Annotated in this window: 11 protein-coding genes and 4 tRNA genes; all 15 read right to left on the reverse strand. The window is 55.6% G+C overall.

Annotated elements, in window-relative coordinates; all coding sequences use genetic code 11:
- Positions 1-152: 152 nt before the first annotated feature.
- Positions 153-4,352 (reverse strand): DNA-directed RNA polymerase subunit beta', encoded by a 4,200-nt coding sequence (gene rpoC, locus ACCC96_RS05295; protein ID WP_007933713.1) that lies wholly within the window; start codon positions 4,350-4,352, stop codon positions 153-155.
- Between the two features lie 64 nt (positions 4,353-4,416).
- Entirely contained in the window at positions 4,417-8,490 is a 4,074-nt protein-coding gene (gene rpoB / locus ACCC96_RS05300) for a DNA-directed RNA polymerase subunit beta (RefSeq protein WP_018925655.1), read from the reverse strand.
- A gap of 220 nt (positions 8,491-8,710) precedes the next feature.
- Positions 8,711-9,076 (reverse strand): 50S ribosomal protein L7/L12, encoded by a 366-nt coding sequence (gene rplL / locus ACCC96_RS05305; protein WP_018925654.1) that lies wholly within the window; start codon positions 9,074-9,076, stop codon positions 8,711-8,713.
- Between the two features lie 78 nt (positions 9,077-9,154).
- The gene (gene rplJ, locus ACCC96_RS05310; protein WP_018925653.1) at positions 9,155-9,655 is read right to left on the reverse strand and encodes a 50S ribosomal protein L10; all 501 of its coding nucleotides are present in this window, start codon (positions 9,653-9,655) and stop codon (positions 9,155-9,157) included.
- A 198-nt stretch (positions 9,656-9,853) separates the two neighbouring features.
- Positions 9,854-10,549 (reverse strand): 50S ribosomal protein L1, encoded by a 696-nt coding sequence (gene rplA, locus ACCC96_RS05315; RefSeq protein ID WP_007933725.1) that lies wholly within the window; start codon positions 10,547-10,549, stop codon positions 9,854-9,856.
- Positions 10,549-10,980, reverse strand: coding sequence for a 50S ribosomal protein L11 (rplK, locus tag ACCC96_RS05320; protein ID WP_007933726.1), 432 nt, complete (start codon positions 10,978-10,980; stop codon positions 10,549-10,551). Before rplK ends, rplA begins: the two co-directional genes overlap by 1 nt.
- 117 nt (positions 10,981-11,097) lie before the next feature.
- A complete protein-coding gene (gene nusG, locus ACCC96_RS05325; RefSeq protein ID WP_007933727.1) occupies positions 11,098-11,631 on the reverse strand; it encodes a transcription termination/antitermination protein NusG in 534 nt (177 codons plus the stop codon).
- Between the two features lie 9 nt (positions 11,632-11,640).
- The gene (gene secE / locus ACCC96_RS05330) at positions 11,641-12,009 is read right to left on the reverse strand and encodes a preprotein translocase subunit SecE (RefSeq protein WP_007933728.1); all 369 of its coding nucleotides are present in this window, start codon (positions 12,007-12,009) and stop codon (positions 11,641-11,643) included.
- Positions 12,010-12,054: 45 nt separating this feature from the next.
- Positions 12,055-12,130: transfer RNA gene (locus tag ACCC96_RS05335), tRNA-Trp, on the reverse strand.
- 174 nt (positions 12,131-12,304) lie between these two features.
- Positions 12,305-12,380: transfer RNA gene (locus tag ACCC96_RS05340), tRNA-Thr, on the reverse strand.
- A 26-nt stretch (positions 12,381-12,406) separates the two neighbouring features.
- Positions 12,407-12,480: transfer RNA gene (locus ACCC96_RS05345), tRNA-Gly, on the reverse strand.
- A 24-nt stretch (positions 12,481-12,504) separates the two neighbouring features.
- Positions 12,505-12,589, reverse strand: a tRNA-Tyr gene (locus ACCC96_RS05350).
- Between the two features lie 142 nt (positions 12,590-12,731).
- Positions 12,732-13,172 (reverse strand): hypothetical protein, encoded by a 441-nt coding sequence (locus tag ACCC96_RS05355; protein WP_413695152.1) that lies wholly within the window; start codon positions 13,170-13,172, stop codon positions 12,732-12,734.
- Positions 13,173-13,179: 7 nt separating this feature from the next.
- On the reverse strand, positions 13,180-13,929 hold the full coding sequence (locus ACCC96_RS05360) for a pantothenate kinase (RefSeq protein ID WP_413695153.1): 750 nt from the start codon (positions 13,927-13,929) through the stop codon (positions 13,180-13,182).
- Positions 13,919-14,878 carry a bifunctional biotin--[acetyl-CoA-carboxylase] ligase/biotin operon repressor BirA gene (birA, locus tag ACCC96_RS05365; RefSeq protein WP_413695154.1) on the reverse strand — a complete coding sequence of 320 codons (960 nt, stop codon included), beginning with the start codon at positions 14,876-14,878 and terminating at the stop codon, positions 13,919-13,921. The genes ACCC96_RS05360 and birA overlap by 11 nt, the downstream gene beginning before the upstream one ends.
- Positions 14,879-15,063 lie beyond the last annotated feature (185 nt).

Here is a 15,063-nt window from a genome sequence, read left to right on the forward strand (position 1 = left end):
TCCCCGCCAAATTTAGGGGTACAAGAGTCTAAAGAGGATCTTGCCCCCAGTCAAGGCAAGGCCCCGACCTCTCCCCCCATCCAACCTCGACAAATTGTCTCGACTGGATGAACGGAGCGATCAGGGCCTGCACTCATTTACTACCGCAGAACTCAGTTACCGCTCGAGTTCAGCGCTTCGGTCAGTGCAGCTTCCACTTCACTGGCGCTCACGCGCAACGGTTTGTCAGCATCACGGCGGCGCTTGCGCTCGCTGTGATAAGCCAGACCGGTACCGGCCGGGATCAGACGACCCACGACCACGTTTTCTTTCAGGCCGCGCAGGTAATCGCGCTTGCCGGTTACCGCCGCCTCGGTCAGTACGCGAGTGGTTTCCTGGAAGGAAGCCGCCGAGATGAACGATTCGGTGGACAACGACGCCTTGGTGATACCCAGCAGAACGCGAGTGAACTTGGAGACAAATTTGTCTTCATTGCTCAGACGCTCGTTCTCTACCAGCACGTGAGTCAATTCCATCTGGTCGCCCTTGATGAAACTGGAATCGCCGGATTCAGCGATCTCAACTTTACGCAGCATCTGACGCAGGATGGTCTCGATGTGCTTGTCGTTGATCTTCACGCCTTGCAGACGGTAAACGTCCTGGATCTCGTTCACGATGTACTTGGCCAGCGCACTCACACCCAGCAGACGCAGGATGTCGTGTGGATCGCTCGGACCGTCGGAGATAACTTCGCCGCGGTTTACCTGTTCGCCTTCGAAGACGTTCAGGTGACGCCACTTCGGAATCAGCTCTTCGTACGGATCGCTACCGTCGTTCGGGGTGATAACCAGACGGCGCTTGCCTTTGGTCTCTTTACCGAACGCGATGGTGCCGCTGACTTCAGCCAGGATCGAGGCTTCTTTCGGACGACGGGCTTCGAACAAGTCGGCAACACGCGGCAGACCACCGGTGATGTCACGGGTCTTCGAAGTCTCTTGCGGAATACGAGCGATAACATCACCGATCGCGATTTTCGCACCGTCCGCTACACCGACCAGGGCGTTAGCAGGCAGGAAGTACTGAGCAATTACGTCGGTACCCGGCAGCAAGAGATCCTTGCCGTTGTCATCAACCATCTTCACAGCAGGACGGATATCTTTACCGGCAGCTGGACGGTCTTTGGCGTCGAGTACTTCAATGTTGGTCATACCGGTCAATTCGTCAGTCTGACGCTTGATCGTGATGCCTTCTTCCATGCCCACGTAGGTCACGGTACCTTTCATTTCGGTAACGATTGGGTGAGTGTGCGGATCCCACTTGGCCACGATTGCGCCAGCGTCGACCTTGTCACCTTCTTTAACCGAAATCACAGCACCGTACGGCAGCTTGTAGCGCTCACGCTCACGACCGAAGTCATCAGCGATTGCCAGCTCACCGGAACGGGACACAGCAACCAGGCAACCATCCACTCGCTCAACGTGCTTCAGGTTATGCAGACGGACGGTACCGCCATTCTTCACCTGAACGCTGTCGGCTGCGGAGGTCCGGCTTGCCGCACCACCGATGTGGAACGTACGCATGGTCAGCTGGGTACCCGGCTCACCGATGGACTGGGCAGCGATAACGCCGACCGCTTCACCGATGTTCACCTGGTGACCACGAGCCAAGTCACGGCCGTAGCACTTGGCGCAAATGCCGTAGCGGGTTTCGCAGCTGATCGGCGAACGCACGATCACTTCGTCGATGCTGTTCAGCTCGATGAACTCGACCCACTTCTCGTCTACCAGAGTGCCGGCAGGAACGATAACTTCCTCGGTACCTGGCTTGAATACGTCACGGGCAATGACACGACCCAATACGCGCTCACCCAACGGCTCAACAACGTCACCGCCTTCAATGTGCGGAGTCATCACCAGGCCATGTTCGGTGCCGCAATCGATCTCGGTCACAACCAGATCCTGCGCCACGTCTACCAGACGACGAGTCAGGTAACCGGAGTTCGCAGTTTTCAACGCGGTATCCGCCAGACCTTTACGAGCACCGTGAGTAGAGATGAAGTACTGAAGTACGCTCAAACCTTCACGGAAGTTCGCAGTAATCGGCGTTTCGATGATGGAACCGTCCGGCTTGGCCATCAGGCCACGCATACCGGCGAGCTGGCGGATCTGCGCGGCAGAACCCCGTGCGCCCGAGTCGGCCATCATGTACATCGAGTTGAAGGATTCCTGGTCGACTTCGACGCCATGACGGTCGATGACTTTCTCTTTCGAGAGGTTGGCCATCATCGCCTTGGAAACTTCGTCGTTCGCCTTGGACCAAAGGTCGATCACTTTGTTGTACTTCTCGCCCTGGGTTACCAGGCCGGAGGCGTACTGACTTTCGATCTCTTTCACTTCGTCGGTGGCTGCACCGATGATGCGGGCTTTTTCATCAGGGATAACGAAGTCGTTAACACCGATGGAAACGCCGGAGATGGTCGAATAGGCAAAACCGGTGTACATCAACTGGTCAGCGAAGATCACGGTCTCTTTCAAACCAACCACGCGGTAGCACTGGTTGATCAGTTTGGAGATCGCTTTCTTCTTCATCGGCAGGTTGACGACGTCGAAGGACAGACCTTTTGGCACAACCTGGAACAACAGCGCACGGCCGACGGTAGTGTCGACGATACGAGTGTTGGTCACGCTGCCGCCATCACGATCGTTCACGGTTTCGTTGATCCGCACCTTGACCTTGGCGTGCAGTGCGGCTTCGCCGGCACGGAACACACGGTCAACTTCCTGCAGATCCGCGAACACACGACCTTCGCCTTTGGCGTTGATCGCTTCACGAGTCATGTAGTACAGACCCAATACAACGTCCTGCGAAGGAACGATGATTGGCTCACCGTTGGCTGGCGACAGAATGTTGTTGGTCGACATCATCAACGCACGCGCTTCCAGCTGGGCTTCCAGCGTCAGCGGTACGTGCACGGCCATTTGGTCGCCGTCGAAGTCGGCGTTGTACGCAGCACAGACCAGAGGGTGCAGCTGGATAGCCTTACCTTCGATCAGTACCGGTTCAAACGCCTGGATACCCAGACGGTGAAGGGTCGGTGCACGGTTGAGGAGAACCGGGTGTTCGCGAATCACTTCAGCGAGAACGTCCCAAACCTCTGGCAGCTCACGCTCAACCATCTTCTTGGCCGCTTTGATGGTGGTAGCAAGACCACGCATTTCCAGCTTGCCGAAAATGAACGGCTTGAACAGCTCGAGAGCCATCTTCTTCGGCAGACCGCACTGGTGCAGACGCAGGGTCGGACCTACGGTAATTACCGAACGACCGGAGTAGTCAACACGCTTACCGAGCAAGTTCTGACGGAAACGACCTTGCTTACCCTTGATCATGTCAGCCAGGGATTTCAGAGGACGCTTGTTGGAACCGGTGATAGCGCGGCCACGACGACCGTTGTCGAGCAGTGCGTCGACGGCTTCCTGCAACATACGCTTTTCGTTGCGCACGATGATGTCCGGAGCGGACAGATCAAGCAGGCGCTTCAAACGGTTGTTACGGTTGATCACTCGACGATACAGATCGTTGAGGTCGGAAGTCGCGAAACGACCGCCATCCAATGGGACCAGTGGACGCAGATCTGGCGGCAGAACCGGCAGAACGGTCAGCACCATCCACTCTGGCAGGTTGCCGGAACCCTGGAAGGCTTCCATCAACTTCAGACGCTTGGACAGCTTTTTGATTTTGGTTTCGGAGTTGGTTTGCGGAATCTCTTCACGCAGACGGCCAATCTCGTGTTCCAGGTCGATAGCGTGCAGCAGTTCACGGACAGCTTCGGCACCCATGCGGGCATCGAAATCGTCGCCGAACTCTTCCAGCGCTTCGAAGTACTGCTCGTCGTTGAGCAGCTGACCCTTTTCAAGGGTGGTCATGCCTGGATCGATAACGACATAGCTCTCGAAGTAGAGAACGCGCTCGATATCACGCAGGGTCATGTCCATCAGCAAGCCGATACGGGACGGCAGCGATTTCAGGAACCAGATGTGGGCTACTGGCGAGGCCAGTTCGATGTGCGCCATGCGCTCACGACGAACTTTTGCCAGCGCGACTTCAACGCCGCACTTCTCGCAGATCACACCACGGTGCTTCAAGCGCTTGTACTTACCGCACAGGCACTCGTAATCCTTTACCGGGCCAAAGATCTTGGCGCAGAACAGGCCGTCACGCTCAGGTTTGAACGTACGGTAGTTGATGGTTTCCGGCTTTTTAACTTCACCGAACGACCACGAACGGATCATCTCAGGCGATGCCAATCCAATACGGATGGCGTCGAACTCTTCGACTTGACCCTGGTTTTTCAGCAAATTCAGTAGGTCTTTCAAGGCCTTTCCTCCTGGCGGAGCAGAGAGCGAGCAATCCTGCCCCGCTCTCGATTCGCGTCACGTGTTATTCGGTTTCCAGATCGATATCGATGCCGAGGGAACGAATTTCCTTGATCAACACGTTGAAGGACTCGGGCATGCCCGGCTCCATACGGTGATCGCCGTCCACGATGTTTTTGTACATCTTGGTCCGGCCGTTCACATCGTCCGACTTCACTGTGAGCATTTCTTGCAGAGTGTAAGCAGCACCGTATGCTTCCAGTGCCCAGACCTCCATCTCCCCGAAACGCTGACCACCGAACTGCGCCTTACCACCCAGCGGCTGCTGGGTAACCAGGCTGTACGAACCGGTAGAACGAGCGTGCATCTTGTCGTCTACCAAGTGGTTCAGCTTCAGCATGTACATGTAGCCAACAGTAACCGGGCGCTCGAACTTGTTGCCGGTACGGCCGTCGGTCAGCTGCATCTGGCCGCTTTCTGGCAGGTCTGCCAGTTTCAGCATGGCCTTGATTTCGCTTTCCTTGGCGCCGTCGAACACTGGAGTGGCCATTGGAACGCCGCCACGCAGGTTCTTCGCCAGATCCAGGATTTCCTGGTCGGAGAAGCTATCCAGATCTTCGTTACGACCGCCGATCTGGTTGTAGATCTCGTCCAGGAAAGTGCGAAGTTCAGCAACCTTACGTTGCTCTTCGACCATCCGGTTGATCTTCTCGCCCAGACCTTTGGCCGCGAGGCCCAGGTGGGTTTCAAGGATCTGACCAACGTTCATACGCGAAGGTACGCCCAACGGGTTGAGGACGACGTCGACCGGGGTGCCATTGGCATCGTGCGGCATGTCTTCAACCGGCATGATCACGGAGACCACACCCTTGTTACCGTGACGACCGGCCATCTTGTCGCCCGGCTGGATGCGGCGACGGATTGCCAGGTAAACCTTGACGATTTTCAGCACGCCTGGAGCCAGGTCATCGCCCTGCTGCAGCTTGCGCTTCTTGTCTTCGAACTTGTCGTCCAGAAGACGGCGGCGATCAACGATGTAGGCCTGAGCCTTCTCGAGCTGCTCGTTCAGAGCATCTTCAGCCATGCGCAGTTTGAACCACTGGCCGTGCTCAAGACCGTCGAGAACTTCGTCGGTGATTTCCTGACCTTTCTTCAGACCGGCGCCGCCTTCGGCTTTGTGGCCGACCAGAGCGGAACGCAGACGTTCGAAAGTAGCGCCTTCAACGATACGGAACTCTTCGTTCAGGTCCTTGCGGATCTCGTCGAGTTGAGTCTTCTCGATCGACAGTGCACGAGCATCACGCTCAACGCCGTCACGGGTGAAGACCTGTACGTCGATGACAGTACCCTTGGTGCCGGTAGGCACACGCAGGGAGGTGTCTTTAACGTCGCTGGCTTTTTCACCGAAGATCGCACGCAGCAGTTTTTCTTCCGGAGTCAGTTGGGTCTCGCCTTTCGGAGTGACCTTACCTACCAGGATGTCGCCTGCGCCTACTTCAGCACCTACGTAAACGATACCGGCTTCGTCCAGCTTGTTCAGTGCAGCTTCACCCACGTTCGGGATGTCTGCAGTGATTTCCTCTGGCCCAAGCTTGGTGTCACGCGCCACACAGGTCAGTTCCTGGATGTGGATCGTGGTGAAACGGTCTTCCTGAACAACACGCTCGGACAGGCAGATGGAGTCTTCGAAGTTGAAGCCGTTCCATGCCATGAACGCGATGCGCATGTTCTGACCCAGAGCCAGTTCACCCATATCGGTGGACGGACCGTCGGCCATGATGTCGCTGCGCTGAACCCGATCACCTTTGCTCACCAGCGGACGCTGGTTGATGCAGGTGTTCTGGTTGGAGCGGGTGTACTTGGTCAGGTTGTAGATGTCGACACCAGCTTCGCCGGTTTCAACTTCATCATCAGCAACACGAACCACGATACGGCTGGCGTCGACGGAATCGATCACGCCGCCACGACGAGCCACGACGCAAACGCCGGAGTCGCGAGCCACGTTACGTTCCATGCCGGTACCTACCAGCGGCTTGTCAGCACGCAGGGTTGGTACAGCTTGACGCTGCATGTTCGAACCCATCAACGCACGGTTGGCGTCGTCGTGCTCGAGGAACGGGATCAGCGACGCAGCAACCGAAACTACCTGCTTTGGCGACACGTCCATCAAGGTGACGTCTTCCGGCGCCTTGACGGTGAACTCGTTCAAGTGACGAACAGCTACCAGCTCGTCGATCAGGACTTTCTTGTCGTTCATCGTGGCCGAAGCCTGAGCGATCACGTGATCAGCTTCTTCGATGGCGGACAGGAAAACGATCTCGTCGGTGACCAGAGCGTCTTTCACCACGCGGTACGGGCTCTCGAGGAAGCCGTACTGGTTGGTGCGCGCATAGGCGGCCAGGGAGTTGATCAGACCGATGTTCGGACCTTCCGGCGTTTCAATCGGGCATACACGACCGTAGTGAGTCGGGTGTACGTCACGGACTTCGAAGCCTGCACGTTCGCGAGTCAAACCGCCTGGGCCGAGTGCAGAGACACGACGCTTGTGGGTGATCTCGGACAGCGGGTTGTTCTGGTCCATGAACTGGGACAGCTGGCTGGAACCGAAGAACTCTTTCACTGCCGCAGCCACTGGCTTGGCGTTGATCAGGTCTTGCGGCATCAGGCCTTCGCTTTCAGCCATCGACAGACGCTCTTTGACCGCACGCTCAACACGTACCAGGCCAACGCGGAACTGGTTCTCGGCCATTTCGCCCACGCAGCGAACGCGACGGTTACCCAGGTGGTCGATGTCATCGACGATGCCTTTACCGTTACGGATGTCGACCAGAGTCTTCAGAACCGCGACGATGTCTTCTTTGCACAACACGCCCGAACCTTCGATCTCGGTACGACCGATACGACGGTTGAACTTCATCCGGCCGACCGCAGACAGGTCATAGCGCTCAGGACTGAAGAACAGGTTGTTGAACAGTGTCTCGGCAGCGTCCTTGGTTGGCGGCTCGCCTGGACGCATCATGCGATAGATCTCGACCAGCGCTTCCAATTGGTTGCTGGTGGAGTCGATCTTCAGGGTGTCGGAGACGAACGGACCGCAGTCGATATCGTTGGTGTACAGAGTTTCGATGCGAACAACGCCCGCCTTGGCAATTTTTGCCAGGATTTCGGTGTTCAGCTCGGTGTTGCACTCTGCCAGGATTTCGCCGGTAGCCGGATGCACGATGACCTTGGCAGTAGTGCGACCCAGGACGTAGTCCAGAGGCACTTGCAGCTCTTTGATCCCGGCTTTTTCCAGCTGGTTGATGTGGCGAGCGGTGATACGACGACCTTGCTCGACAATAACCTTGCCTTTGTCATCCTGAATATCGAGGACAGCAATTTCACCACGCAGGCGCTGAGGCACCAGTTCCAGGCTGAGGTTTTCACCCTGCACGTGGAAGACGTTGGTGGTGTAGAACGCGTCCAGCACTTCTTCAGTGGTATAGCCCAGCGCACGCAGCAGTACCGATGCAGGCAGCTTGCGACGACGGTCGATACGCACAAATACGCAATCTTTCGGGTCGAACTCGAAGTCCAGCCACGAACCGCGGTAAGGAATGATGCGCGCGGAGTACAGCAGCTTGCCGGAGCTGTGCGTCTTGCCACGGTCGTGGTCGAAGAACACGCCCGGGGAACGGTGCAGCTGGGAAACGATTACACGCTCGGTACCGTTGATTACGAAGGTACCGTTCTCAGTCATCAGGGGGATTTCACCCATGTAGACTTCTTGCTCTTTGATGTCCTTGATCGCTTTGTTCGACGATTCTTTGTCGAAAATGATCAGGCGCACTTTTACCCGCAAAGGTACGGCGTAAGTTACACCGCGCAATACGCATTCTTTGACATCAAATGCCGGTTCGCCCAGGCGATAACCGACGTACTCCAGCGCAGCATTGCCGGAGTAGCTGATGATCGGGAAAACGGATTTGAAGGCCGCATGCAGGCCCACGTCGCGGAACTGATCTTTAGTCGCTCCCGCTTGCAAGAATTCACGATACGAATCCAGCTGGATGGCCAGGAGGTACGGCACATCCATGACGTCCGGCAACTTGCTAAAGTCCTTGCGGATACGTTTTTTCTCAGTATATGAGTAAGCCATCAGCGTTCCCCAGCTTGGTCACCTGCTTGTTTGGCCCCTCCCGACGGGAGCAGCCAGAAAATCGTGCAAACCCCATGGTTTGCGCCACCACATCGGGTGGATACAGCTCGTTACCAGCACCGACCCAGTCGGCTGCCAATAACGGAAAAAGGCCGGTGGCAAGAGCCACCAGCCATCAGCCTTTCGCTTAACGCTCGGGCTGGAGGAGCAAAGTCGATGCTTATTTCAGCTCGACTTTAGCGCCTGCTTCTTCCAGAGCTGCTTTGGCTTTGTCAGCTGCGTCTTTGGCAACAGCTTCCAGAACCATGGCAGGAGCGCCGTCAACTACAGCCTTGGCTTCTTTCAGGCCCAGACCGGTCAGTTCACGTACAGCCTTGATCACGTTAACTTTCTTCTCGCCAGCTTCGGTCAGCATGACGTTGAATTCAGTTTGCTCTTCAACAACAGCGGCAGCAGCAGCTGGACCAGCAGCAGCAACAGCAGCGGTAACGCCGAAGGTTTCTTCCATTGCTTTGATCAGCTCAACAACTTCCAGAACGGTTTTCTGGCCGATTGCTTCGATGATTTGTTCGTTAGTCAGAGACATGACTTGAATCCTGTATTGGGGTGACAGCTTACGCAGCCATCAAATTAAACATATGATTTTGAAAGGTCTCGCTGTGCCTTAGGCAGCAGCAGCTTCTTTCTGGTCGCGAACGGCTGCCAGGGTACGAGCCAGCTTGCTGGTAGCGCCTTGGATCACGCTCATCAGTTTCGCAATAGCTTCGTCGCGGGTCGGCAGGGTAGCCAACACGTCGATCTGGTTAGCGGCAAGGAACTTGCCATCAAACGCAGCTGCCTTGATCTCGAACTTGTCCTGACCCTTGGCGAACTCTTTGAAGATCCGGGCAGCAGCGCCTGGATGTTCTTTGGAGAATGCAATCAGGGTAGGGCCGGTGAACACGTCGTTGAGAACACTGAATTCAGTGTCAGCAACAGCGCGCTTGAGCAGGGTGTTACGTACGACACGTACGTAAACGCCAGCTTCACGAGCCTCTTTACGGAGTCCGGTCATCGCGCCTACTGTTACGCCACGGGCATCAGCCACGACAGCGGACAGAGCGACTTTGGCAGCCTCGTTGACTTCAGCGACGATGGCCTTCTTGTCTTCGAGTTTAATTGCCACGGGTTTAACTCCTGCTTGTTACCGTTTCATCCAGTCGAAACCGGATGTCGTTTTGGTGTCTGATTCGGTAAGGAACCGGGAGCACCATCTGCGTAGGCTTGAGGTTTAAGACTTGCGTCGCCTACGGTCTTGGATAGCCCCCGCCAGGCAGGGACCCCAATCTTTCAATTGGCGCAATTACTTGCGCCAACCTGCGTCTTACGCGTCGAGCGAACCCTGGTCGATGACCAGACCTGGGCCCATAGTAGTGCTCAGGGTAACGCGCTTGACGTAAATACCTTTCGAGGAAGCTGGCTTGATACGCTTCAGATCAGCGATCAGGGCTTCAACGTTTTCCTTCAGCTTGACGGCATCGAAGCCGACTTTGCCAACGGAAGTGTGGATGATGCCGTTTTTGTCGGTGCGATAACGAACCTGACCAGCCTTGGCGTTTTTAACCGCGGTAGCTACGTCTGGAGTTACTGTGCCGACTTTAGGGTTAGGCATCAGACCACGTGGACCGAGGATCTGACCCAACTGACCTACAACGCGCATTGCATCCGGGGATGCGATCACTACGTCATAGTTCAGGTCGCCGCCTTTCATTTCGGCAGCCAGGTCGTCCATACCTACACGGTCAGCGCCGGCAGCCAGAGCGGCCTCGGCAGCTGGACCCTGAGTGAACACAGCAACGCGAACGGTCTTGCCGGTACCGTGCGGCAGCACGGTAGCGCTACGAACGACCTGGTCGGATTTACGCGGGTCAACACCCAGGTTCACAGCTACGTCGAACGACTCGCTGAACTTGACAGTCGACAGCTCGGACAGCAGAGCAGCAGCGTCTACAAAGTTGTAGGCCTTGCCTGCTTCGATTTTGCCGGCGATAGCCTTTTGACGCTTGGTCAGCTTAGCCATTACACACCCTCCACGTTAAGGCCCATGCTACGAGCAGAACCGGCGATAGTACGCACGGCTGCTTCCATATCAGCTGCAGTCAGATCCGCGTTTTTGGTTTTCGCGATTTCTTCCAGCTGAGCACGAGTCACAGTGCCAACCTTAACGGTGTTCGGACGAGCGGAACCGCTAGTCAGACCAGCAGCCTTCTTCAGCAGAACCGAAGCAGGAGTGGATTTGGTTTCGAACGTGAAGCTACGGTCGCTGTAGACAGTGATGATCACTGGAGTCGGCAGACCTGGCTCAAGACCCTGAGTACGGGCGTTGAAAGCCTTGCAGAATTCCATGATGTTCACGCCGTGCTGACCCAGAGCAGGACCAACAGGTGGGCTTGGGTTAGCCTGAGCGGCCTTCACTTGCAGCTTGATGTAAGCGGTAATCTTCTTGGCCATGAGGCACTCCAATTACGGGTTCAAACGCCTCGAAAGGCTCCCCGGTTACTTGCGCGTTTATCCCAGTGACGACAAAACCCCACAGCCTAGGGCTGCGGGGTTGGGATGCTTGCTCAGCTAGACCTTTTCGACCTGGCTGAACTCCAACTCTACCGGAGTAGAGCGACCGAAAATGAGCACCGCCACTTGGATCCGGCTCTTTTCGTAGTTAACCTCTTCAACCGTGCCGGTAAAATCGGCAAACGGCCCGTCGTTGACACGTACCGACTCACCCGGCTCGAACAACGTCTTCGGCTTCGGCTTGTCGCTACCATCAGCAACGCGACGCAGAATCGCTTCTGCTTCTTTATCTGTGATTGGTGCAGGCTTGTCGGCAGTACCACCGATGAAACCCATCACCCGAGGAGTATCCTTGACCAAGTGCCAAGTACCCTCGTTCATGTCCATCTGAACCAGCACATAACCAGGGAAGAATTTGCGTTCGCTTTTGCGCTTCTGGCCATTACGCATTTCAACCACTTCTTCAGTGGGAACCAGAATTTCGCCGAAGCCATCTTCCATGCCAGCCAGCTTTACGCGCTCGATCAACGAACGCATGACATGCTTCTCGTAACCGGAGTAAGCATGCACAACGTACCAACGCTTAGCCACGGGACACCCTTAGCCGACGATCAAGGAAACAAGCCAACCGAGCAGGGAATCAAGCCCCCACAACAGCAACGCCATAACCAGAACAACAGCCACAACGATCAACGTGGTCTGCGTAGTTTCTTGGCGAGTTGGCCAAACGACTTTACGAATCTCGGTGCGCGCTTCCTTAACCAGTACAAAGAAAGACTTGCCCTTAACCGTCTGCAGGCCTACAAAGGCAGCTACAGCAGCAATGACCAGCAAAGCGAGCACGCGGTACAGGATCGGCGAAGCAGAGTAATACTGATTGCCAACAACGCCAACAATCACCAAAGCAACTACTACCAGCCACTTGAGTAGATCGAAGCGAGAGCCTTGAGCTTCAGCTTTAGGAGTCATCTATGAAGATCCTGTGAAAAGAAAGCCAGACACACCTGGTGAATCTGGCAGGTCAGGAGGGAATCGAACCCCCAACCTACGGTTTTGGAGACCGTCGCTCTGCCAATTGAGCTACTGACCTAAAACAAAATCAGGCCGACCATTATGCCGGCCCGAAAAAGACTTTACAACAATTTACTCGTCGATCCTGGCCATGCACACCAGCACCAAAGACGCACAACACCCTCTCAGGTAACAACGCGCATCTACAAGCCATTAAAACAAAGGCAGATATTTTCATATCTGCCTTGTTATATGGAGCTCTTGAGCGGATTTGAACCGCTGACCTCACCCTTACCAAGGGTGTGCTCTACCAACTGAGCTACAAGAGCGTAACACTTTGCAGGACCTGCAAACCTGGAGCGGGTAGCGGGAATCGAACCCGCATCATCAGCTTGGAAGGCTGAGGTTCTACCACTAAACTATACCCGCGGAGCTTGCAGCTCTCGCTAAAAATGGTGGAGGGGGAAGGATTCGAACCTTCGAAGTCGTAGACGTCAGATTTACAGTCTGATCCCTTTGGCCGCTCGGGAACCCCTCCTAAGCGAGCCGGCATTCTATACTATGCCAGCCTTCTGTCAAGCATTTTCTCATTAAAACCTGAGGTTAGCTGCGTTGACCTCGCTTCACACCGTCGACCTTTAAAAGGTCTTCACTGCGAAGCGGGCGCCATTCTATGCAAACTATTCGACAGGTGCAACCCCCTCACACGGCATTATTTTATGTTTTAACTCATTGAATTCTTTAGAAAGGCTTTGCAGCTGCAAGTCATCCAGCAAACGCCGGCTTTCCGGCGCCACACGCACCCAGTAACCCGCATATTCAGGGAGATCCTTCGGCAAGGACTGAAACTTGATGTCCATGCCACTCAATCGATGCTCGATTGCCTGAGCGACTTCCTGCCGAGCAGAACCGCCCAGATAGAGACAGCTGCTTTCCGCCTGCGTGGACTTTCCTTTGTCTCGGGTCGTATCAGTCGCCTCACTCAACAAACGAATGTCCTGCTGAGAGCCCCGATACAAACTCAAGGGGGTCACATCCTTCGCGCGAAGCGGGGCCTCCTGTTGGTGCCAGACGTAATAGAACACATTGAGAACAAGCAGTAGCAGGAACAACCAACGCATAAAAACCTCAAGACAAGGGACACGCCATAGCCAATCCCACAAACACCAGATCCGGAACCACCTTGGCCTCAGGCACAATCTCGGAGACCAGATCAGCATCCCCCCCAGTGAGGAATACAGCGAAATCCTCGCCCCAATAGCTGCGCGCCAGCTCTAGCTGAGCCTGAACAAAGCCTCTCAACATCAGCAAGCAACCTCGCTCAACCGCCTCGACGGTAGTACGCCCAGGAACAAGACTCTCCAAAGCGCGCTCGGCAGCAAGGTCGCCATAGCGGATTCTACGGGTATGAGTACGCAACTGGTTACGCATTAAGGGCATTCCCGGACAGATGAAGCCTCCAAGATGCACGCCATCCCTAGCGACAAAATCAGCAGTGACTGCGGTACCGAAGTCGAGCACCAGACAAGCACCTGAAGCCAGGTGAAATCCTCCGAGCATTGCAAGCCAGCGATCAAGCCCTAGCCGCTCGAACTCTTCATAGCCATTACGAACCCCGGACATTTCGCGAGCCGGCGTAGCGCAGACTACGGAAACACCGAAAGTCCCTGACAACAAAGAGATCAAGGCTCCGGTTTCTTCAGCGGTTCTGACGCTCACTAACCGACAATGCTTGAGAGCGAGCCCCTTGAGCCCCTTCAAACTCTCAAGCAGCGCGAGATCCGAATCAACGACACCCTCACCAACCACCCGCCCGACATCCACGCCGAGCACACGCCACTTGATGAAACTGTTTCCACAATCGAGCTCAAGAATCATCACGCAACCTCAGGCTGAGCTCACCACCACTAAAGACTTTTTCCACGCCATCCACCTTCAAGCGCAAGGCACCCTGACCATCGATACCCAACACCTCTCCATCTATCTGACTAGCTCCAGCAATCAACGACACGGCGCGCCCCTGCCATAGATGATTTTGCTCCCACTCCGCCCGGATAGCCTGAAATCCGTCGACCTGGTGGCGACTCAAGTAGGCCCGGAGCATCACGCCCAACTTCGCAACCAGGTGATTGCGATCAACCGCCTTGCCCGACTCGAGCCGCATGGACGTCCACTGCTGGTCAACCTCATCAGTCATCTGCATGTTCACATTGATCCCGACACCGATCACTACGTGACACACATCTGCAGGATCGCCCACTAACTCGAGCAATATTCCAGCAATTTTTTTCTGACCAACCAGAACATCATTGGGCCACTTCAACCCCGCGCCTGAAATACCAAGCTCTCGCAAGGCCTGCAGTACGGCGAGCCCAACAACTAGACTCAAGCCTTCCAGCTGCCGCATCCCACCCTCAATGCGCAACACCAGGCTGTAATAGATGTTTTCTGCGAACGGACTCACCCACTTGCGTCCACGCCGTCCGCGACCAGCCGTTTGCCGCTCGGCAAGCACCAGAAATGGCGCGATCTGGCCACGTTCGATAGCGCGCAAGGCTTCAGCATTGGTTGAGTCAATTGAGTCGAGGACCAGGATGGGCCACTCACAGGAAGGCTCACGCGCGCATATCTCGACAGGATCAAGCAGCGTCAATGGCGCAGCCAGCTGATAGCCGCGACCGCGCACTTTATGAATGGATAAGCCGAGCTCAGCCTCCAAATGCTGAAGCTGCTTCCATACAGCGCTACGACTGACGCCCAAGGCTACGCCCAGGGCCTGGCCCGAATGGAATCGGCCATCCTTAAGAAGCTTTAACAACGTCAGCATGCAAGTCTCGCCTCACAATGAGGCCCGCATGATAGCCATGCACCGAGCAGTTGCATAGAAACCCTAAACGTCAGTTTTTCCGCGGGCAAAACAAAACCCCTACCTGCATACGCAGATAGGGGTTTCGGAATTTAATCTTGACGATGACCTACTCTCACATGGGGAAACCCCACACTACCATCGGC

Origin of the sequence: Pseudomonas sp. Pseusp11 (assembly GCF_047304405.1) — a bacterium.
Taxonomy (GTDB): domain Bacteria; phylum Pseudomonadota; class Gammaproteobacteria; order Pseudomonadales; family Pseudomonadaceae; genus Aquipseudomonas.